Consider the following 20,215-nt stretch of genomic DNA (forward strand, 5'->3'; position numbering starts at 1 on the left):
ACATGTCGTTGCGCTATGTATCGCTGGTTGTCGCTGTCGTGCTGTTGGCTGCGTGCAGTCCGGTGACGCAGGAAAACTTCGCCAAGTTGCAGGCGGGGATGTCCCGTGCAGAGGTCGAAAAGCTATTGGGCAAGCCAGGCGAGTGCGCCGGCGCGCTGGGCATGTCGAGCTGCACCTGGGGGCAGAAAAACCGCTTTATCAGCATCCAGTTCGCGGGTGACAAAGTCATGATGTTTTCGGGCCAAGGTCTGAAATAAGGAGCCCTAATGCGTTTGTTCGTTGCGCTTTTCACTGCACTACTGATCGCCGGGTGCGCAGGTTCCGGCAGTAACGTGAACGGACCTGAGACCGCCGGACAGGTGAATCTGGAACGCTATCAAGGCACCTGGTACGAGCAGGCGCGCCTGCCGATGTTTTTTCAGCGCAACTGCGTGCGTTCGCAGGCGAATTACCGGCTGCAGGATGACGGCAGCGTGGCGGTGACCAATCGCTGCGAAACCGAAGATGGTGAACAGCAAGAGGCCACGGGGCAGGCGGTACCGCAGCAGAAGGGCGAGACGGACAAGCTGTGGGTTCGCTTCGACAACTGGTTCAGCAACCTCTTCCCGGGCCTGACCAAGGGACATTACTGGATCCTTTATCTTGCCGATGACTACAGTGTGGCGCTGGTCGGCAGTCCTGATCGGGATTACCTCTGGTTGCTATCGCGAGAAAAGGAGATTGATGATGCAACCCGGGACCGGTTGCTCGACGAGGCCCGTAAGCGTGGCTATGACACCAGCGAGCTGATCTGGCGCGGTGAAAAGGGCTGAGTTGCCATTTCGCAAGGGCAGGTCGGCTAGTCCCAGTTCAATCGAGCCAGTTGCCATTTTCCATCGGCTAGCCACCATTCGAGCCGGGCGTTGTAATGCCCGAGCCGCTGAGGCAGGAGGGCTTCGGCACCGGTCAGCGCCACCTGTGCCTCGCTGTAGCCTTTGTCAGGGTAGGTCGGGTCAATCCAGCTGCGGCTGTTGAGTGCGATGACGTTCACGTTGCGATGACGTAGGAACATCAAGGTAGCCGTGCGTCTTGCCCAGTCCCGATCCGCCTCTTGGTTAGCGCTGAACTCCTGGTGAATGAGGTCCATGAGGCGTGAGGTGTCCTTGCTTTCGATGCTCTCCTGCAGCGATTCAACAGCCGCCTGCAGCGCAGCCTCTGGATCATCGCGACCACATCCGACCAGCATCAGCGCTACCGCCATGAACGCGACGGCTAATTTCCATACGGGCATGCCTAACCTCTCGAACCTCGTTATGATGCCGGAAACGTCAGGCGGCCTAACCCGCGTACCGATCATGGAGTGTGCCATGCAAACCTTGTATCCGGAGATCAAACCCTACGCCCGGCATGAGCTGGCGGTCGAAGCGCCGCATGTGCTTTACGTCGACGAGAGTGGGTCGCCGGAGGGCCTGCCTGTTGTGTTCGTTCACGGTGGCCCAGGCGGTGGTTGTGATGCGCTGAGTCGTCGCTTCTTCGACCCCAACCTTTACCGCATCATCACGTTCGATCAGCGTGGCTGCGGTCGTTCCACCCCCCATGCAAGCCTCGAAAATAACACCACGGCGCACCTGATCGCGGACATGGAGCACATCCGAGATTTTCTCGGCATCGACAAGTGGGTGCTGTTTGGCGGCTCCTGGGGTTCGACGCTGTCGCTCGCGTATGCCCAGGCCTTCCCTGAGCGTGTCCATGCACTCATCCTGCGGGGCATCTTTCTGTGTCGGCCGGAGGACTTCCACTGGTTCTATCAGGAAGGCGCTAGCCGCCTGTTTCCAGATTATTGGCAGGACTTCATCGCCCCGATTCCGCCAGAAGAACGCGGCGATCTCATGCAGGCGTTCTACAAGCGTCTGACCGGTACCGACCAGATCGCCCAGATGCATGCGGCCAAGGCCTGGTCCTGCTGGGAGGGACGCACGGCCACGCTGCGGCCCAATACTCAGGTAGTCGATCGTTTCTCCGATACTCATCGTGCGCTGGCAATGGCGCGTATCGAGTGCCATTACTTCGTCAACCAGGCCTTTCTTGAGCCGAACCAGTTACTACGCGACGTGCACAAGATTGCACACCTGCCGGGCATCATCGTGCATGGCCGTTATGACGTGATCTGCCCGCTGGACAATGCGTGGGCGCTGCACGAGGCCTGGCCCAACAGTGAGCTGCAGATCATTCGCGAGGCTGGCCATTCAGCATCCGAACATGGCATCTGCGATGCACTGGTCCGAGCCGCGGCCGAGATAGCACAGCGCCTGCTCGACCTACCCCCTGAGGAGGCCTGATGAAGGCATTGATCCAGCGCGTGCGTCAGGCGCGGGTCGAGGTGGCTGGCGAGGTGATCGGCTCGATCGATCAGGGCCTGCTGATGCTGGTCGGTGTCGAGCGGGAGGATGATCGAGCGCGTGCCGATAAGCTCCTGCACAAGCTGTTGCGATACCGAGTGTTCAGCGACGAGAACCACAAGATGAACCGCTCACTTTCTGACGTCGGTGGTGGTCTGTTGCTGGTTTCTCAATTCACCCTAGCGGCGGACACGAGCAGTGGTCTGCGGCCGAGCTTCTCAACTGCTGCGCCTCCAGAGCTGGGCGAAGAGCTCTACGATTATCTGGTCGGTCAGGCGCGTCTGCAGCATTCGAATGTGGCCTGTGGCCGTTTCGGTGCCGATATGCAGGTCTATCTTCAGAACGATGGGCCGGTGACCTTCCTGCTGGAAAGCTGAGGATAAGGCGGCGGAGCTAGGTCAGCGTTTCGACGATTCGAGCCCGTTTTCGTGCAGCCAGGTTATAGCGTATTCACCCAACTGCACCGCCTGATAGTCCAGCCAGGCCTGGCGAACATCTGGAAAGTCTTCCAGCTTGAAGTCGAACGTTCGCAGCGGCTTGCGTCCCTGCAAGGCATGGGCAAGGACGGCATGGGCGTTGGGGTCGTGCTGGGTGAACAGGAAGGCTTCACGCATCGCGATCGACTGCGCCAAACCGAGAGGCTCGATGTGCAAGTAGCGATCTTCTTGCACATCATATTTTTCATCGACACCTGGGGCGGCTTCTCCGGGGAAAACCACCTGAATCTGGCCGGACTCCAAGTCCAGGTAATGCTCGCTGGCGTCGCGGTTTTCCAAGGCGTATTCCAGGCGGTGAAGATCTATGGTCAAGGGTCGCATGGCTACAACTATGATTGAGGGGTTCACAGGCTCTGACCCGTGTGCACTGCTTGCGTGCACTACGTTCATCGGTACTGCGTCGCATCTCGGCTAAATGATCTTCAGAACAAGCGCGCCAGCAGGGCGCTGACGGCGGTCTCAACTCGCAGAATGCGATCCCCAAGCTGCACTGGCTGCAGGCCGGCCTCGGTCAGTTTCTCCACTTCGTAGGGTATCCAGCCGCCTTCGGGGCCAATAGCCAGCGTCACCGGCTCGCTCAGTGCGCGAGGGCAGGTCGGGTAGTCGCCTGGGTGACCGACCAGGCCGCGGGTACCGGCAACCAGCTGTGGCAGGCGGTCTTCTACGAAGGGTTTGAAGCGCTTCTCGATGATGACTTCAGGCAACACGGTATCGCGGGCCTGCTCCAGTCCGAGTAGCAGCTGTTCGCGGATGGCCTGCGGCTCCAGGAAAGGGGTCTGCCAGAAACTCTTCTCTACGCGGTAGCTGTTAAGCAAGACAAGCTTGGGCACGCCCATGCTGGCTACCGTCTGCAGCACGCGGCGCAGCATCTTCGGCCGGGGCAAGGCCAACAGCAGAGTAACGGGCAATTTGGCTGGCGGAGTTTGCTGCAGCTCGATCTTGAGTTCGGCTTCCGTGGCGTCCAGACGCAGCAGCTGTCCCTGGCCCATTTGGCCGCCTAGCAATCCGACCCTCAGGCACTCTCCCGCCTCGGCGCGGTGAACCTCATGGAGGTGTGTCAGACGGCGGTCACGCAGAACTACCCGATCGGCGGCGACAAAGTCGGCCGCCTCCAGCAGCAACAGATTCACGGACGTGAAACGGGCGGTTGATCGCCGGGGTCGGGCTCGCTGCCGTCTGCATCACCGCGAAATTCTTCTTCGCGCTTCTTCACCATACTGCCGCAGAGTAGACCGGCCTCGAACAGTATCCACATAGGCACAGCGAGCAAAGCCTGGGAGAACACGTCGGGCGGCGTCAACACCATGCCAACGACGAAGCAGCCGACCACAACGTAGGGACGGCTTTTGCGCAGGGTGGCTACGTCGACGATGCCCACCCATATCAGCAGGAAGGTCGCTACCGGGATTTCGAACGCCACGCCAAAAGCGAAGAACAATGTCAGCACGAAGTCGAGGTACTGACCGATGTCGGTCATCATCGCCACGCCTTCGGGTGTCACGCTGGCAAAGAAGCCGAACATGATCGGGAAGACCACGAAGTACGCGAAGGCCATGCCGCCGTAGAAGAGGAAGATGCTGGAGATCAGCAACGGCACCGCAACGCGCTTTTCATGCTTGTACAGACCGGGCGCAATGAAGCTCCAGATCTGATGCAGGATGACCGGCATCGACAGGAACAGCGCCACCATCATCGTCAGCTTGAACGGCGTCAGGAACGGCGAGGCGACGCCTGTGGCGATCATCGTCGCGCCTTCTGGCAGGTAGGCCCGCAGCGGTGCGGCCACCAGCGCGTAGATCTGCTGGGAGAAGTAAAACAACCCGCCAAACAGCAGCAGTATCGCCACCACGCAGCGCAGTAGCCGCTTGCGCAATTCGGTCAGGTGGGCAATCAGCGGCATTTCCTGATCATCAATGGATGTATTGCTCATGGCTCAGGCGATTTGTCCGGGCGAGGTACGGGGGCCGTGTCGGCGGGTTTGGCTTCTGTGGACGCTGCCTCTTCGAGATGGCTGGCATCCGGTGGCGGCGTGGCCGATTGCGGGGATGGCGTGCTGTTGGCGCTGGGCGAGCTGGGCATGATGCTCTGCTTCATTTCCCGCTCAAGGTCGAGGATGCGCTCGTTGTGCAGCTGACGGCGAATCTCGTCGGCGCCGATCTCGCGCTCGACCTCAGACTTAATGTTGGCAAAGCTGCGCTTGGCCCGGCCAATCCAGAGCCCAGCGGTGCGCACCGCACCAGGCAAGCGCTCCGGGCCCAGCACAAACAGCGCAACCAGGCCGATCAGCAGCAGTTCAGTGAAGCCGATATCGAACATGGCGCCTCAGTTCTTCTTTGTCGGATCTTCGACCTTGCGGGCCTCGGCATCGATGGTGTGACTCTGCTTTTCTTCGACGCTGGGCTTTTCCTCATCGGTGCCCATGGACTTGCGGAAGCCCTTGATCGCATCGCCAAGGTCGGAGCCCATGCCCTTGAGGCGCTTGGTGCCAAAAAGCATGACCACGATGAGCAGAACGATCAGGAGCTGCCAGATGCTGATTCCACCAAAACCCATGCTGCAGTACTCCGAAGTTGTCTATCAGGAATGTGGGCGCGCGGCTTTTTCCGCATGCCCAGAGAGACCGAATCGCCGGTCGAGTTCGTCCAGGACCGCCTGTGGATGCTGATCCAACGCGGCCAGCATTACCAAGCTGTGAAACCAGAGGTCGGCGGTTTCGTAGATCAGGTCGCTGGCGTCACCGCTTGCGGCAGCGTCTTTGGCGGCCAGTATGGTTTCTACCGACTCCTCGCCGACCTTCTCAAGAATCTTGTTGAGTCCCTTATGGTAGAGGCTGGCTACATAGGAACTGTCCGCCGCGGCGCCCTTGCGGGCTTCCAGCACCTCGGCCAGACGGGAAAAGGTATCACTCATGTGTCTGCTCCGCGTATATCGCGTGCGGGTCCTTGAGGACCGGTTCGACAGTCTTCCAATCACCGTTCTCGAAGACTCGGTAGAAACAGCTTTCACGCCCGGTGTGGCAGGCAATGCCACCAAGCTGTTCGACCATCAATACAATCACGTCGGCGTCGCAGTCCAGGCGCAGCTCGTGCAGCTTCTGCACGTGGCCGGATTCCTCCCCCTTGCGCCACAGCTTGCCACGCGAACGTGACCAATAGATGGCGCGGTTCTCCGTGGTGGTCAGCTCCAGCGCTTCGCGATTCATCCAAGCCATCATCAGGATGCGCCCGGTCTGATGGTCCTGGGCGATCGCCGGTACCAGCCCGTCTTCGTTCCAGTTGATTTGATCCAGCCAGTTCATCGGATTCTCCACTCTGTACGCTCAGTGTGCCAGCCTGCCCGACCGCTGGCTATCGGCGCACCACGATGTAGATGCCTGCCGCCAGCATCAGCCAGGCGGGCCAGGTCGCCAGCGCGGAAATACTCTCGGCCGCCGCCGCCAGCGTGGCGCCCCCGGCTAGCAACGCGGCGCCGACCAGACGCAATGGCCAGTGATGATGGTGTTCGCGCCAGGGCGGCGGCAGGTTGTTCGCGTGGGGCCCCGACATGCGCTCGAGCAGCTCGCGCGTCATGCCCGCCAGGTGCGGCAGCTGTTCGATCTGCGCCTGGGCGTTCTTCAACAGCTGTTTCGGGCTCATGCGTTCGCGCATCCAGCGCTCGAGGTAAGGCTGGCCAGTCGTCCATAGGTCCAGTTCCGGGTAGAGCTCACGGCCCAGGCCTTCGATGTTGAGCAGCGTTTTCTGGAGCAGTACCAGCTGTGGCTGGACTTCCATGTTAAAGCGGCGCGCGACCTGGAACAGGCGGACCAGCAGCTGACCGAAGGAGATGTCCTTTAGCGGTTTTTCGAAGATTGGCTCGCAGACGGTACGGATTGCAGCCTCGAATTCATTGACCTTGGTTTCTGCCGGCACCCAGCCCGAGTCGATGTGCAGCTGTGCCACCTTGCGGTAGTCGCGTCGGAAGAAGGCCATCAAGTTGCGTGCGAGGTAGTCCTGATCCTCGGGGGTGAGGCTGCCGACGATGCCGAAGTCGACCGCAATGTATTGCGGGTTCCACGGCTGGTGCGTGCTGACGAAAATGTTGCCGGGATGCATGTCGGCGTGGAAGAAACTGTCGCGGAAGACCTGGGTGAAAAAAATCTCCACGCCGCGCTCGGCCAGCTGTTTCATGTCGGTGCGCTGCTCGGCCAGACGCTTCATGTCGGTCACCGGCACGCCGTAGATGCGCTCCATCACCAGCACTTGCGGGCGGCAGTAATCCCAGTAAATCTGAGGGACGTAAAGCAGCGGAGAACCCTGGAAGTTGCGCTTGAGCTGGCTGGCGTTGGCCGCTTCGCGCAGCAGGTCGAGTTCGTCGTAGATGGTCTTGGCGTAGTCGTCGACGACTTCTACCAGGTGTAGGCGGCGGGCCTCGTTGGAGGCGCGTTCGGCGGTCTTCGCTAGCAGGAACAGCCAGGCAATGTCTTGGCTGATGATCGGTCGCAGGTTCGGTCGCACCACTTTCACCACGACTTCTTCGCCGCTGCGCAATTTGGCTGCATGCACCTGAGCTACCGAGGCGGACGCCAATGGCTTGCTGTCGAACCGGGCGAACACCTCGCCCACCGGAGCGCCCAGTTCGCGTTCGATGAGTGCTGTGGCGACTGCCGAGTCGAACGGCGGTACCCGGTCCTGAAGCATGGCCAGCTCTTCGGCGATGTCGAGCGGCAGGAGGTCGCGTCGGGTCGAAAGAATCTGGCCGAATTTGATGAAAATCGGGCCGAGCCCTTCCAGCGCCAGGCGCAGGCGCGCCCCTCGAGAGAGTTCGGTGCGCCGGCGTGGCAGCCAGCGCCATGGCAGCAGGTAACTGGTCGCGCGCAGCCACCATGGCATCGGCAGGTCGAGAATGATGTCGTCCAGGCGGTAGCGGATCACCACCAGCAGGATGCGAAACAGGCGGCGGGCCGCAGCGAACAGCTTCATTCGGATCGGTCTGGTTTCTGGAAGTGGGTGAGCCGCTCGATGCGAGCGTCGAGTCGGTCGAGGTCGAGCTTGAGGCGGTCGAGTTCAGCGAAGCGCGTTTCAGCCTCGGCTATGCCGACCAGTGTGCGTGATTCTTCGCTGAGGTATTCGGCCAGGTTCTGCTGCAGGCTGCCAGCAGTTTGTCGCAACCAGGCGGATTGACGGCGAGCGCTGGAACCGAGCAGATGCGCACCAACCGGACCCAGCCAGCGCGACACCTCGTATTCCCAGTCCAGCTCGAGATCCTGCAGCACTTCGGCGAGGCTCATCAGCGCGCCGCTGTCGCCTTGGATTTCGACATCCGGACCATGCAGGATGGCCGTCTTGTTGCGGTTGGTCGCCAGGCGCAGCAGATCCGTGGCGGAAGCGCGCAAGCGGCAATCCGGCTCGCTGCCCCATTGCGTTGCTAACCGCAGGCCATCGGCATCGGCCAGGATGAACAGTTTCAAAGCCGGTGCCGTGCAGTCGATTTCGATGATTCGACCACTGAGCTTGGCCAGCCGCGGCAGGGCGGTCGGATCCAGGCGCAGAACGCCATTGAGACCGCGCTCGGCGCCGGCCAGCAAGGCAGCGCGCAGCATCAGGGCTTGATGCCGCGGTGCAGGGCGACGATGCCGCCGGTCATGTTGTGGTAGGTGACGCGCTCGAAGCCGGCGTCGGCCATCATGCCCTTCAGGGTTTCCTGATCCGGATGCATGCGGATCGACTCGGCTAGGTAGCGGTAGCTTTCGGAGTCGTTGGTGATCAGCTTGCCCATCATCGGCAGGAGGCTGAACGAGTAGGCGTCGTAGGCCTTGGAGAACAGCTGGTTGGTCGGTTTGGAAAACTCCAGAACCAGCAGCCGACCGCCGGGCTTGAGTACGCGCAGCATGGACGCGATGGCGTCTTCCTTGTGCGTCACGTTGCGCAGGCCGAAGGCGATGGTAACTACATCGAAGTGGTTGTCCGGGAACGGTAGCTTTTCGGCATCAGCCTGAACGAACTTGACGTTATCGGCCACGCCTTTATCCAGCAGGCGGTCACGTCCAACCTTGAGCATCGAGGCATTGATGTCGGCCAGTACGACTTCGCCGGTCGGCCCGACGATGCGTGAGAACTGGCGCGCCAGGTCGCCGGTGCCGCCGGCTATATCCAGCACCCGGTTGCCGTGGCGGACACCGGACAGCTCGATGGTGAAGCGCTTCCAGAGGCGATGCACGCCGCCGGACATCAGGTCGTTCATGAGGTCGTACTTGGCTGCCACAGAATGGAATACCTCTGCCACCTTCTGCGCTTTTTCGCTCTCCGGCACGTTCTTGTAGCCGAAGTGGGTGGTGGCTTCTGCGTCACGCTCTTTGCGGGGATCGGTCATGTCACTGTCACCGGAAGAATGTGCCGGCATTCTAAACCTAAAAGCATCCTTGAGCGCCAAGCAGCGAGCGGCAAGTCAGCGCAGTTCATGCTGGCCAAACACAGCCTGACAGTCGGCGCTGGGCGACGGCGTTCAGACCCAAATCGAGCAAGCCCTGGTCCAGGCGCTTCGATCCTGAACCCCACTTGAGCGCAAGGCGGATGCGATTTTTTACACCCCGGTGGCCCGGTCGTGGATCAATGAAGCGCGGTCCGCCGTAGCAGGCGCCTACACGTTTAAGATTAAAGCATCAGCTTGACCGGTGAGACGTCCGGATCACGGGACTTTCCAGCGCGGGCAAGTGCGTCGAGGTAGTCCGCCCACATCTGCTGCTGATCGGTCGCCAACCGATAGAGATAGTCCCAGCTGTACAGGCCGCTGTCGTGGCCATCACTAAAGGTCAGCTTGAGCGCGTACTGCCCGGCCGGCTCTATGCCATGAAGTGCAACGTTGATTTTGCCGGTCTGCAAGATCGGATTGCCGTGACCCTGCACCTCGGCTGAAGGCGAGTGGACCCGCAGAAATTCAGCGGATAGCACATAGCGCTGCTCTGGCCCGTATTCCAGCTCCAGTGTTTTCGACGTTTTGTGCAGCTTGATTGCAGTAGGGATACGCATCGATTGCTCCTGACAGCGCGCCGAGCCTCGTCCATGAGGCGCAGTCGCTTGTTTCAAAGGATATAGCGCGACAGGTCTTCGTCTTCGGCCAGCTCACCGAGGTGGCTGTTGACGTAAGCGGTATCGATGCGGATCGGCTCGCCATTCTGCTGTCCGGCCAGGTCGCCAGCGCTGAACGAGACCTCTTCCAGCAGGCGCTCAAGCAGCGTGTGCAGGCGGCGAGCACCGATGTTCTCGGTCTTCTCGTTGACCTGCCAGGCGATCTGCGCCAGGCGCTTGATGCCGTCCTCGGTGAATTCAATGCCCAGCCCTTCGGTCTTCAGCAGCTCACGATACTGCTCGGTCAGCGAGGCGTGTGGCTCGGTGAGGATGCGCTCGAAGTCTTCCGGCGAAAGCGCTTTGAGCTCGACGCGGATCGGCAGTCGACCCTGAAGTTCCGGCACCAGATCGCTGGGCTTGGACAGGTGGAACGCGCCGGAGGCGATGAACAGGATGTGGTCGGTCTTGACCATGCCCAGCTTGGTGTTGACCGTGCTGCCTTCGATCAACGGCAGCAAGTCGCGCTGCACGCCTTCACGGGAGACATCGGCGCCACTGGTATTGCCGCGCTTGGCGACCTTGTCGATCTCGTCGATAAAGACGATGCCGTGCTGCTCTACCGCTTCCAGTGCGCGGGCTTTGAGCTCTTCCTCATTGACCAAGCGCGCGGCTTCTTCATCGCGGACCAGTTTGAGGGCGTCCTTGATCTTCAGCTTGCGGCTTTTCTTCTTGCCTTTACCCATGTTGGAGAAAAGGCTCTGCAGCTGATTGGTCATCTCCTCCATGCCTGGGGGAGCCATGATCTCGACACCGGCTGGGCTCTCGGCCACTTCGATATCGATTTCCTTGTCGTCGAGCTGGCCCTCACGCAGACGCTTGCGGAACAGCTGGCGCGTATTGGAATCAGTGCTCTGCACCGGTTGCTCCTCATTGAAGCCGGCCGGGCGAGCCTGAGGTAGCAGCGCGTCGAGGATGCGCTCTTCGGCGGCATCTTCGGCGCGATGACGCATCTTCACTACTTCCTGCTCGCGGAGCATCTTCAGTGCGGCATCGGCGAGGTCGCGGATGATCGACTCGACATCACGACCTACATAGCCCACTTCGGTGAACTTGGTCGCCTCCACCTTGATGAACGGCGCATTGGCCAGCTTCGCCAGGCGGCGAGCGATCTCGGTCTTGCCCACGCCAGTGGGGCCGATCATCAGGATATTCTTTGGCGTCACTTCCGGGCGCAGCTCGGCGGAGAGCTGCATCCGCCGCCAGCGGTTGCGCAGCGCAATGGCGACGGCACGCTTGGCGTCGTCCTGGCCGATGATATGGCGATTGAGTTCGTGGACGATCTCGCGGGGCGTCATGGACATGGTGCGGTACTCCGGGGCTCGAGGGCGATTAGATCGCGCTGTCGAGCTCCTCGATGGTGAGATTCTGGTTGGTGAAGACACAGATGGTGCCGGCAATGTTCAACGCGGTTTCGGTGATGTCCTGGGCGGACATGCTCTGGTCACCTTTCTGCATCAGTGCCATGGCGGCGGCTTGGGCGAAGCCGCCGCCGGAGCCCATGGCAATCAGATCGTTCTCTGGCTGCACGACGTCGCCGTTGCCGGTGATGATCAGCGAGGCGTCTTTGTTGGCTACCGCTAGCATGGCTTCCAAGCGGCTCAGTGACCGATCGGTCCTCCAATCTTTAGCCAACTCAACGGCCGCCCGAACCAAATGACCCTGATGTTTTTCCAGCTGACCTTCGAAACGCTCGAACAGGGTGAAGGCATCGGCGGTGGCGCCAGCGAAGCCCGCCAGGACTTGGCCGTGATAGAGGCGCCGGACTTTCTTGGCGTTGCCTTTCATGACGGTGTTACCGAGGGAAACCTGGCCGTCGCCGCCCATGACGACTTTGCCGTTGCGGCGTACTGAAACGATGGTGGTCAAAGGAAAATCTCCACGCAGCGGGGCGATGAATGCCCGAATGCGCTTGATATGGGGGACGCTGCCGCGCATTTCAACCGATGCGAGGGAATCGCGTCTTGCCCCTTTGAATCTACCGACGTGACGCAGGCGGCTGGCCATTCAGACAGGGCTGAGCGTTACGGATCGCCAAGCGACACGCACGGGCCCGCTGTTAGCGAGGCAGCGCTATTGCAGCGCGAAGTCCAGCTGTCGCCAGGCCTCGTAGACGGCGACGGCCACGGTGTTGGAGAGGTTCAGACTGCGGCTGTCTGGACGCATCGGCAGGCGCAGGCGCTGCTCGTTGGGCAGCGCGTCGCGGATCTCCGGCGGCAAACCGCGGCTTTCCGGGCCGAACAGGAAGGCATCGCCGCGCTGGAATTTGACCTCATGAAAGGGTTGCGAGCCTTTGGTGGTAAAGGCGAACAGGCGAGGGCGGCCGAGGCTCTCTAGGCAACTATCGAGATCGGCGTGTCGCTTGAGCGGCGCGTACTCGTGATAATCCAGCCCGGCGCGGCGCAGCCGTTTGTCATCCAGCTCAAAGCCCAGCGGTTCGATCAGGTGCAGGCTACAACCAGCATTGGCGCAGAGCCTGATAATGTTGCCGGTATTCGGCGGAATCTCCGGTTGAAAAAGGATTACATGAAACATGCGCGGCACCGACTCTGAAAACGACCGGCATTCTACTGCGGCTAACGACCCGCTACCTCGCCTTCGCCGGCGCTTTTTCGGCTCGCTGGTGCTGCTTGGGCTGTTGTTCGGCTCTTTTCTCGGCCACGTCTTTCGGCCTGGCCCGGCCGAGCTGTTGCGTATCGAGCCTGTAGCGAGTGGGCTGCAGCTATGGTTTAACCGCGAGCCGGAGCTCTACAGCCAGGACGTCGAAGGCGCCGTGGGCATGCTGTTTCAGTCCAAGGGCAGCGCCGATGCCGGGCGTATAGAGGTTGGGAGCACCAGTGCTGGCTGGCGCGTGCAGACTACGGAGAAGGGGTTGTTGCTGCATTTCGTGGCGACCCGACCGCTCGTAGCCAGCTGGTCGGGTGAAAAAATCGATGGCGAGTGGCGCTTGCTGGTCGAGGTCAAGCCGCGCTAAGGCGCAGCCGCTGGCTGCGCCAGTTCAGGTCAGGCTTCGTCGCCCTCATCCTCGTCTGCGCTGTCGCCCATTCCCAGCTCTTTGATTTTGCGCGTGAGCGTATTCCGTCCCCAGCCCAATAGCAGAGCCGCATCACGGCGGCGGCCGGCGGTGTGCTTGAGTGCAGTCTCGATCATGATGCGTTCGAAAGCCGGTACCGCCTCGTCGAGCAGATTCGATTGGCCGCGAGCCAGTGCCAGGTCGGCCCAATGGCGCAGCGCCTGCTCCCAGTTGTTCGACGGCATGGCATCGGCCGGCTGATTGAGCAGTTCCGGAGGCAGGTCGTCGACATGCACTTCGCGCCCGGACGCCATCACCGTGATCCAGCGGCAGGTGTTCTCCAGCTGGCGCACGTTGCCCGGCCACGGCAGGTTTTGCAGGTATTCCTCGGTTTCGGGCTTGAGCAGCTTGGTCTCGACTGCCAGTTCGGTAGCGGCACTGGCAAGGAAATGTGAGGCCAGCGTCGGAATGTCTTCGCGGCGGTCGGACAGGCGTGGGATATGGATGCGGATGACATTCAGCCGATGAAACAGGTCTTCGCGAAACTTACCGGCCTGAACCAAGGTTTCCAGGTCCTGGTGGGTAGCCGCAATGATGCGTACGTCGACCTTGACCGGTGTATGACCGCCGACCCGATAGAACTCGCCGTCAGCCAACACTCGCAGGAGGCGGGTCTGGGTGTCGGCGGGCATGTCGCCAATTTCGTCGAGGAACAGCGTGCCGCCATCGGCCTGCTCGAAGCGGCCGCGACGCTGGTTGGCAGCTCCTGTGAAGGCCCCTTTCTCGTGACCGAACAGCTCCGATTCCATCAGATCCTTTGGAATCGCGGCCATATTCAGTGCAATAAAGGGGGAAGCCGAACGTGGGCTATGCCGGTGCAAGGCATGAGCGACCAGCTCCTTGCCGGTGCCGGACTCCCCGTTGATCAACACAGTAATGTTTGAGTGGGAGAGGCGGCCAATGGCGCGAAACACCTCCTGCATCGCCGGCGCTTCGCCGATGATTTCCGTTGTGTGGCGTTGATCGGCGGGTGCCTTTAGCCCTTGCTGCTCTTTGGCGTGCTGGTTGGCGCGCTTGACCAGCGATACCGCTTCATCCACATCGAAAGGCTTGGGCAGGTATTCGAACGCGCCGCCCTGATAGGAAGCCACCGCGCTGTCGAGGTCCGAATGCGCGGTCATGATGATCACGGGCAGGCGCGGGTAGAGGTCGCGGATCTGCGCCAGCATGTCGAGACCGCTCACACCCGGCATGCGGATGTCGGAAATGATCACATCCGGCTGCTGCCGTGCGAGTTTCGCCATTACACCATCAGCGCTTTCGAAACTTTGGGTGGTCATGCCTTCCTGTTGCAGCGCTTTCTCCAGGACCCAGCGGATGGAGCGGTCATCGTCGACAATCCAGACAGTTTCGCTGCGGCTCATGCGGTTGGTACTCCTTGTTCCAGCGGCAGGAAGATCGAAAACGAGGTGTGCCCGGGATGGCTTTCGCATTCGATCAGCCCCTGGTGCTGGCTGATGATGTTCTGGGTAATGGCCAGGCCGAGGCCGGTGCCGTCGGGGCGGCCGCTGACCATCGGGTAGAAAAGCGTGTTCTGCAGTTCGGCGGGTATGCCTGGCCCGTTGTCGATGATTTCGATCCGGGCGACCAGCCGATGGCGGATATGACCAATGGTGAACTGGCGCAGCGTGCGAGTACGTAGCGTCAGGCGGCCCAGCCCCAGTTCGGTTTGCCCGGCAAGCGCCTGCATGGCGTTACGCATGATGTTGAGCACGGCCTGAATCATCTGCTCGTGGTCCATCAGGACCTCGGGAATACTTGGATCGTAGTCACGCACCAAAATGAGGCTGCCTTGGCATTCGGCTTCGATCAGGCTGGCGACATGTTCGAGCACCTCGTGAATGTTGGTCATCGCCAACGATGGCAACTTGTTTGAGCCGAGCATCCGATCGACCAGGTTTCGCAGGCGGTCGGCCTCTTCGATGATGACTTCGGTGTAATCCTTGAGGTGTTCTTCGGGCAGTTCGCGAGCCAGCAGTTGGGCGGCGCCGCGTATTCCCCCAAGGGGATTCTTGATTTCATGGGCAAGCCCGCGGACCAGCATCTTGGTGGTTTCCTGCTTGGACAGCTGCGCCTCTTCCTTGGTGATGCGCAGCAGCCGGTCGCGTGGCAGCACTTCCAGCAGCAGCATCGTCTCCTGCTTCGTCAGTACCGGCGTCACGGCGTAGTCGACGGTCAGCGTCTGGCCGCTGGCGGATGTCAGGGTCGCTTCCCGCTTGGTGAACGGATGGGCTTCTTCGACGGCCAGGCGCAATGCAGCCAGGGCTTCCGACGACTCGGTGAACAGTTCGCTGATGAACTGACCGTGGCTACGTTGGCCGCTAACTGCCAGCAGCATCTCGGCCGCGGGGTTCATGTATTCCAGGCGCAACCGTGAATTAAGCAAAAGGGTGGCGGTGGTGAGATTCTCGATCAGCAGGCGCTGTAGGGCTTCGTTGATCATGGCAGTCTGCATCCGGGGTGTACGTCGGGAAATGCAAGAAGCAAACCAAGGCGCTCCTTTTCGGCGCGGCGCCGCGAGCACTAGCGCTCCAGAGCAGGGCGTCGAACAGGAAGGGGAGCGCTAAACAACATGGCTTAAACTATGCACCATTCAGGTGCGCAGCATGGTCACAGAAAGGGCACGAATGGAATATCTTTCTTTTCCTTCGGTTTATCCTTCAGCGGACACTCTGGGCGAACGCCGTAGTCGCCTTTCTTGCATGGGTTGACCATGCGGCGTTGCGCAAGGGAAGTGCGCATCATGTGGAACACGCGAGGCGCGCTGGCCTGCAGGCGCTCGCCCTGGCTGTCGATCACTTCGACCACCAACTGGTGGCTACCTCGGTCGACGTTTTGCAGCATCAATGCCGGGCTTTCACCGGGCGCGCCCACAGCCGCACCATCAAGCAGCAACCGATACTGATGGCCCGGATGCAGGGCAGGGGTGCTGGTCACACTAACGGCCAGCTCACCGGCATTGTTGCGAATGGTGGCGTCGGGATCGGGCTGCACGATATCGAGCAATGTGTAGCCTGGTGTGGTCGCCTTTAGAACCTTAACCGCTTGCTTCGGTGGCGGTACGGGCTGTGCCGCCATGCTGTTAGCCGGTTTGGTCTCGACCTGCTCGGCAGCGCGGCCGCCCGGGCGATCGGTGAATACGCGGTTACCCTCGGCATCGGTGTAGCTGTAAATGGCTGCGCTCGCGGGCAATGCGAACGCTAGCAGCAGCCCCGAAAGCCCCAGCCGCGTGGTGCGTCTCATCGGCGCGCCGGGCTGGAGGTGTGGACGCGCTGAACGGTGAACTGCTCCTCAGCCTGCTGCACGACTTGTCCCCCGCTGAGCACCTGAACTTCGAGCAGGTGGGTGCCGCGATCCACGTTTATCAACTGCAGTGCGGTCGTGCTGCTGGGTTCTGCCTGGGGAACGCCGTCAAGTAGGAAGCGGATCTGGTGGCCCTGCTTTAGTGGCGGATCGAGCTGGGCGTTGACGATAAAGGTGCCGCTGTTTGCGCGCAGCGCCTGCTCGTCCGGAATACCGCCGATCGCGACGCTCCGATAGGGTTGCTGGCGCTCCCCGCTGCTCTGCTCGTTGGCCAGCGGTGGTGGAGCTGTGGGCGTCTTGATATCAACGCTGTTGGCGGGCGGAAGGTCGACAGCGTTTGCCTCGACGCCCTCGGGTGGCTGATTGGTGAAGACGGTGTTGCCCTTGTCGTCGGTGTATTTGTAAATCTGTGCCATGACGGGCGCCATGAGAACAAGTAGCAGGCTGAACAATGCAATGCGCATGGGAAGCTCCGCGGTAGGGGTGGCGAGAAGCCTTGCACCGTGCTGGCGGCGAGGCAAGCGCGACCGTTGCGATTTGGGATCGACGCCACTCCGGTCGTTTATCGTAACGTCGGTATCACCGACTAATGACATCGCAGAAACGGAAAAGCCTCCCGAAGGAGGCTTTTCTGCCACGCGTACTGGCTTAGACGCTGTAGTACAGGTCGTATTCCAGCGGGTGAACGAAGGTACGGACCTTGATTTCTTCCTCGCTCTTCAGCTCGAGGTAGGCATCGATAAAGTCATCGGAGAACACGCCGCCCTTGGTCAGGAACGCACGGCCCTTGTCGAGTTCTTCCAGGGCTTCCTTCAGGCTTCCGCAGACCTGCGGGATCAGCTTGCCTTCTTCTGGCGGCAGATCGTACAGGTTTTTGTCAGCAGCATCGCCGGGGTGGATCTTGTTTTGGATGCCGTCCAGGCCAGCCATCAGCAGTGCGGCGAAGCACAGGTAGGGGTTGGCAGCCGGATCCGGGAAGCGCGCTTCAATACGGCGGGCTTTCGGGCTGGAAACGTACGGGATACGGATCGAGGCGGAACGGTTACGAGCCGAGTAGGCCAGCATAACCGGGGCTTCGAAGCCCGGAACCAGGCGCTTGTAGGAGTTAGTGGCCGGGTTGGTGAAGCCGTTCAGCGCCTTGCCGTGCTTGATGATGCCGCCGATGAAGTACAGAGCGGTCTCGGACAGGCCGGCATAGCCTTCGCCAGCGAAGGTGTTCTTGCCATCCTTGGAGATCGACATGTGTACGTGCATGCCCGAACCGTTGTCGCCATACAGCGGCTTCGGCATAAAGGTCGCGGTCTTGCCGTAAACATCGGCCACGTTGTGCACGCAGTACTTCAGGGTCTGAACTTCGTCAGCCTTGTTTACCAGCGTGTTGAACTTGACGCCGATTTCGTTCTGACCGGCAGTCGCCACTTCGTGGTGATGCACTTCGACGACCAGGCCCATCTCTTCCATGGCGTTGCACATGGCAGTACGGATTTCGTGGTCGTGGTCGCACGGCGGAACTGGGAAATAGCCACCCTTCACGGCCGGGCGATGGCCTTTGTTGCCGCCTTCGACATCCTGATCGGTCATCCAGGAGCCTTGCTCGGAGTAGATCTTGAACATCGAGCCGGAGATGTCGGACTTGAACTTCACCTGGTCGAAGATAAAGAACTCAGGCTCCGGGCCAACGAATACAGTGTCGCCGATGCCGGTGGACTTGAGGAATTCCTCGGCGCGCTTGGCAATGGAGCGTGGGTCGCGGTCATAGCCCTGCATGGTGCTTGGCTCGACGATGTCGCAGACCAGAATCAGGGTTGGCTCTTCGGTGAACGGATCCAGAACGGCAGTTTCATCGACCGGCATCAGGATCATGTCGGAGGCTTCGATGCCCTTCCAGCCATGGATGGACGAGCCGTCGAACATTTTGCCGTGCTCGAAGAAATCTTCGTCGTGAGCATCGCGCGCCGGAACGGTCACGTGGTGCTGCTTGCCCTTGGTGTCGGTGAAGCGCAGATCAATCCACTTCACATCGTAATCTTTGATCAGTTGAAGCGACTTCGACATGGTGCTCTCCAAGTGGTGGAAGCGTTGACAGATATGCTTCCGGAATCTAGGGGGTGAAGCCGAGCGGGCGATACTCCGTCAAGGCGACCTGCCTCACAAGGGAGCAAATTACATGCCAGTGCTCCGAGATGGATCCGAACACCCTTATTAAGCCCCCTTGCCGCACTCTCTGACTTTTAGTGCAGCTGTGCTCGCTTATGAGCGCTCTAAGTTGGTGCAAAAAATGATGAGCTTGTTCCATAAGGGTGCAAGGTTGGGCTTTCCGATAAAACTGTCTAAAGCTTGACCAAATTCCGATATACTCCGCCCCCCTCTTTTCACGCCATGCTGGCGCTGCGCTGTTTCCATGAAGCTGATCGTCAAGGTTTTCCCCGAAATCACCATTAAGAGCCCACCGGTACGCAAGGGCTTCATTCGCCAATTGGCGAAGAACATCCGTACCGTGCTGCGCGACCTCGATCCCGAACTGCGGGTGGAGGGGGTGTGGGACAACGTTGAGGTGGAAACCGCGCTCAGTGATTCGAAAACCTTGCAGCAGATGATCGAGCGCCTGCGCTGCACGCCGGGTATCGCCCATTGCCTGGAGGTGCACGAGTACCGGCTAGTCGATCTGGATGACATCCTCTCCAAGTGCAAGGCGCACTATGCCGATCGTCTGCCGGGCAAGATCTTCGCCGTGCGATGCAAGCGGGCAGGCAAGCACCCATTCAGCTCGATGGATGTAGAGCGATATGTTGGCAGCGAGCTTCGCCAACAGTGCGGCGCCGCTGGCATCTCGCTCAAAGCACCGGAAATCGAAGTGCGGATGGAAATCCGCGACCAGCGCCTGTTTGTCGTGCACGCACAGCACGACGGTATTGGCGGCTACCCGCTGGGCGCGCTTGAGCAATCGCTGGTGCTGATGTCAGGCGGTTTCGATTCCACAGTGGCTGCGTATCAGATGATGCGCCGCGGGTTGATGACCCATTTCTGCTTCTTCAATCTGGGTGGTCGCGCCCATGAGCTGGGCGTGATGGAAGTTGCCCACTATTTATGGAAGAAGTACGGAAGCTCCCATCGCGTACTGTTTATCAGCGTGCCGTTCGAAGAAGTGGTCGGTGAGATCCTGGAAAAGGTCGATAACAGCCACATGGGCGTAGTGTTGAAACGCATGATGCTGCGCGTCTCGACTCAGATCGCTGAACGTTTGCATATCGACGCGCTGGTAACCGGTGAAGCGATCTCTCAGGTCTCGAGCCAGACGCTTCCGAATTTGTCGGTTATCGACTCAGCTACCGATATGCTGGTGCTGCGCCCGCTGATCGCCAGCCACAAACAGGACATCATCGACACCGCTTTAGAGATCGGTACGGCCGAGTTTGCCAAGAACATGCCCGAGTACTGTGGCGTAATTTCGGTGAACCCGACGACCAAAGCCAAACGCTATCGCGTCGAGCACGAAGAGAAACAGTTCGACATGGCGATCCTCGAGCGCGCTCTGGCGAATGCCCGGCAAGTGGCCATCGATCGGGTGATCGACGAGCTGGGCCAGGATTTGCAAGTTGAAGAAGTTATCGAGGCGAGTGCCGGGCAGGTGGTAATCGACATTCGCCACCCCGACCTTGCCGAGGACGAACCTCTGCAACTGCAGGGCATCGAAGTGCAAACATTGCCGTTTTATGCACTGAACAACCGATTCAAGGAACTGGACGACAATCGCCAGTACCTGCTGTATTGCGATAAAGGTGTCATGAGCCGCCTGCATGCTCATCATTTGCTGAGCGAGGGGCATGTCAATGTGCGCGTTTATCGTCCGAGCTAAACAGCCCG

Annotated in this window: 26 protein-coding genes; 6 read left to right on the forward strand and 20 right to left on the reverse strand. The window is 60.4% G+C overall.

Going from position 1 to position 20,215, the window contains the following annotated elements; all coding sequences use genetic code 11:
• Nucleotides 1-2: 2 nt before the first annotated feature.
• Both bamE and RT21_RS16230 read left to right on the forward strand, forming a co-directional pair.
• Complete coding sequence (gene bamE, locus RT21_RS16225; protein ID WP_046163537.1) at nt 3-257, forward strand: outer membrane protein assembly factor BamE domain-containing protein; 255 nt, start codon at nt 3-5, stop codon at nt 255-257.
• Nucleotides 258-266: 9 nt separating this feature from the next.
• Nucleotides 267-812, forward strand: coding sequence for a lipocalin family protein (locus RT21_RS16230; RefSeq protein ID WP_046163538.1), 546 nt, complete (start codon nt 267-269; stop codon nt 810-812).
• A 26-nt stretch (nt 813-838) separates the two neighbouring features.
• On the opposite strand, the gene RT21_RS16235 is transcribed toward RT21_RS16230, so the two are convergent.
• Entirely contained in the window at nt 839-1,270 is a 432-nt protein-coding gene (locus RT21_RS16235; protein WP_045422540.1) for a hypothetical protein, read from the reverse strand.
• Between the two features lie 76 nt (nt 1,271-1,346).
• On the opposite strand from RT21_RS16235, the gene pip reads away from it, so the two are divergent.
• Together pip and dtd are read left to right on the forward strand one after the other, a co-directional pair.
• Entirely contained in the window at nt 1,347-2,318 is a 972-nt protein-coding gene (gene pip, locus RT21_RS16240; protein ID WP_046163539.1) for a prolyl aminopeptidase, read from the forward strand.
• Nucleotides 2,318-2,755, forward strand: a complete 438-nt coding sequence (dtd, locus tag RT21_RS16245) for a D-aminoacyl-tRNA deacylase (RefSeq protein WP_046163540.1) — start codon at nt 2,318-2,320, stop codon at nt 2,753-2,755. The genes pip and dtd overlap by 1 nt, the downstream gene beginning before the upstream one ends.
• Before the next feature lie 21 nt (nt 2,756-2,776).
• Here the strand turns inward: dtd and RT21_RS16250 are convergent, their stop codons facing one another.
• From RT21_RS16250 to trmL, 14 genes are all read right to left on the reverse strand, one after another.
• The gene (locus RT21_RS16250) at nt 2,777-3,196 is read right to left on the reverse strand and encodes a UPF0158 family protein (RefSeq protein ID WP_046163541.1); all 420 of its coding nucleotides are present in this window, start codon (nt 3,194-3,196) and stop codon (nt 2,777-2,779) included.
• 101 nt (nt 3,197-3,297) lie between these two features.
• Nucleotides 3,298-4,005, reverse strand: a complete 708-nt coding sequence (locus RT21_RS16255; protein ID WP_046163542.1) for a 16S rRNA (uracil(1498)-N(3))-methyltransferase — start codon at nt 4,003-4,005, stop codon at nt 3,298-3,300.
• Nucleotides 4,002-4,805: a twin-arginine translocase subunit TatC gene (gene tatC / locus RT21_RS16260; protein WP_045422530.1), complete on the reverse strand. Its 804-nt coding sequence runs from the start codon at nt 4,803-4,805 to the stop codon at nt 4,002-4,004. The genes RT21_RS16255 and tatC overlap by 4 nt, the downstream gene beginning before the upstream one ends.
• Nucleotides 4,802-5,191: a Sec-independent protein translocase protein TatB gene (gene tatB, locus RT21_RS16265; protein ID WP_046163543.1), complete on the reverse strand. Its 390-nt coding sequence runs from the start codon at nt 5,189-5,191 to the stop codon at nt 4,802-4,804. Before tatB ends, tatC begins: the two co-directional genes overlap by 4 nt.
• A gap of 6 nt (nt 5,192-5,197) precedes the next feature.
• Complete coding sequence (gene tatA / locus RT21_RS16270) at nt 5,198-5,428, reverse strand: twin-arginine translocase TatA/TatE family subunit (RefSeq protein ID WP_045422526.1); 231 nt, start codon at nt 5,426-5,428, stop codon at nt 5,198-5,200.
• A 24-nt stretch (nt 5,429-5,452) separates the two neighbouring features.
• A complete protein-coding gene (locus RT21_RS16275) occupies nt 5,453-5,785 on the reverse strand; it encodes a phosphoribosyl-ATP diphosphatase (RefSeq protein ID WP_045422524.1) in 333 nt (110 codons plus the stop codon).
• The gene (gene hisI, locus RT21_RS16280) at nt 5,778-6,173 is read right to left on the reverse strand and encodes a phosphoribosyl-AMP cyclohydrolase (RefSeq protein WP_046163544.1); all 396 of its coding nucleotides are present in this window, start codon (nt 6,171-6,173) and stop codon (nt 5,778-5,780) included. The genes RT21_RS16275 and hisI overlap by 8 nt, the downstream gene beginning before the upstream one ends.
• A 49-nt stretch (nt 6,174-6,222) precedes the next feature.
• A complete protein-coding gene (gene ubiB, locus RT21_RS16285; protein WP_046163545.1) occupies nt 6,223-7,833 on the reverse strand; it encodes a ubiquinone biosynthesis regulatory protein kinase UbiB in 1,611 nt (536 codons plus the stop codon).
• On the reverse strand, nt 7,830-8,453 hold the full coding sequence (locus RT21_RS16290) for a ubiquinone biosynthesis accessory factor UbiJ (protein ID WP_046163546.1): 624 nt from the start codon (nt 8,451-8,453) through the stop codon (nt 7,830-7,832). The genes ubiB and RT21_RS16290 overlap by 4 nt, the downstream gene beginning before the upstream one ends.
• A complete protein-coding gene (ubiE, locus tag RT21_RS16295; protein ID WP_045422518.1) occupies nt 8,453-9,223 on the reverse strand; it encodes a bifunctional demethylmenaquinone methyltransferase/2-methoxy-6-polyprenyl-1,4-benzoquinol methylase UbiE in 771 nt (256 codons plus the stop codon). Before ubiE ends, RT21_RS16290 begins: the two co-directional genes overlap by 1 nt.
• 281 nt (nt 9,224-9,504) lie before the next feature.
• Nucleotides 9,505-9,879, reverse strand: coding sequence for a gamma-butyrobetaine hydroxylase family protein (locus RT21_RS16300; protein WP_046163547.1), 375 nt, complete (start codon nt 9,877-9,879; stop codon nt 9,505-9,507).
• 53 nt (nt 9,880-9,932) lie between these two features.
• The gene (gene hslU, locus RT21_RS16305) at nt 9,933-11,279 is read right to left on the reverse strand and encodes an ATP-dependent protease ATPase subunit HslU (protein WP_046163548.1); all 1,347 of its coding nucleotides are present in this window, start codon (nt 11,277-11,279) and stop codon (nt 9,933-9,935) included.
• Between the two features lie 28 nt (nt 11,280-11,307).
• Nucleotides 11,308-11,844: an ATP-dependent protease subunit HslV gene (gene hslV / locus RT21_RS16310; protein ID WP_045431382.1), complete on the reverse strand. Its 537-nt coding sequence runs from the start codon at nt 11,842-11,844 to the stop codon at nt 11,308-11,310.
• 204 nt (nt 11,845-12,048) lie between these two features.
• Nucleotides 12,049-12,510: a tRNA (uridine(34)/cytosine(34)/5-carboxymethylaminomethyluridine(34)-2'-O)-methyltransferase TrmL gene (gene trmL, locus RT21_RS16315; RefSeq protein ID WP_045422512.1), complete on the reverse strand. Its 462-nt coding sequence runs from the start codon at nt 12,508-12,510 to the stop codon at nt 12,049-12,051.
• Between trmL and RT21_RS16320 the strand changes: the two genes are divergently transcribed.
• Entirely contained in the window at nt 12,509-12,949 is a 441-nt protein-coding gene (locus tag RT21_RS16320) for a hypothetical protein (RefSeq protein WP_046163549.1), read from the forward strand. The genes trmL and RT21_RS16320 overlap by 2 nt on opposite strands.
• 29 nt (nt 12,950-12,978) lie before the next feature.
• On the opposite strand, the gene ntrC is transcribed toward RT21_RS16320, so the two are convergent.
• The 5 genes from ntrC to glnA form a co-directional block, all read right to left on the reverse strand.
• On the reverse strand, nt 12,979-14,412 hold the full coding sequence (gene ntrC / locus RT21_RS16325) for a nitrogen regulation protein NR(I) (RefSeq protein ID WP_046163550.1): 1,434 nt from the start codon (nt 14,410-14,412) through the stop codon (nt 12,979-12,981).
• Nucleotides 14,409-15,491 carry a nitrogen regulation protein NR(II) gene (gene glnL / locus RT21_RS16330; protein ID WP_046163551.1) on the reverse strand — a complete coding sequence of 361 codons (1,083 nt, stop codon included), beginning with the start codon at nt 15,489-15,491 and terminating at the stop codon, nt 14,409-14,411. The genes ntrC and glnL overlap by 4 nt, the downstream gene beginning before the upstream one ends.
• A gap of 167 nt (nt 15,492-15,658) precedes the next feature.
• Nucleotides 15,659-16,291, reverse strand: coding sequence for a DUF4124 domain-containing protein (locus RT21_RS16335; RefSeq protein WP_046163552.1), 633 nt, complete (start codon nt 16,289-16,291; stop codon nt 15,659-15,661).
• Entirely contained in the window at nt 16,288-16,815 is a 528-nt protein-coding gene (locus tag RT21_RS16340) for a DUF4124 domain-containing protein (RefSeq protein ID WP_046163553.1), read from the reverse strand. Before RT21_RS16340 ends, RT21_RS16335 begins: the two co-directional genes overlap by 4 nt.
• Nucleotides 16,816-16,999: 184 nt before the next feature.
• On the reverse strand, nt 17,000-18,406 hold the full coding sequence (gene glnA / locus RT21_RS16345) for a glutamate--ammonia ligase (RefSeq protein WP_045422502.1): 1,407 nt from the start codon (nt 18,404-18,406) through the stop codon (nt 17,000-17,002).
• Nucleotides 18,407-18,752: 346 nt separating this feature from the next.
• On the opposite strand from glnA, the gene thiI reads away from it, so the two are divergent.
• Nucleotides 18,753-20,207: a tRNA uracil 4-sulfurtransferase ThiI gene (thiI, locus tag RT21_RS16350; protein ID WP_046163554.1), complete on the forward strand. Its 1,455-nt coding sequence runs from the start codon at nt 18,753-18,755 to the stop codon at nt 20,205-20,207.
• Nucleotides 20,208-20,215: the final 8 nt, after the last annotated feature.

It is taken from the genome of Pseudomonas sp. 10B238, from assembly GCF_000970615.1.
Taxonomy (GTDB): domain Bacteria; phylum Pseudomonadota; class Gammaproteobacteria; order Pseudomonadales; family Pseudomonadaceae; genus Stutzerimonas.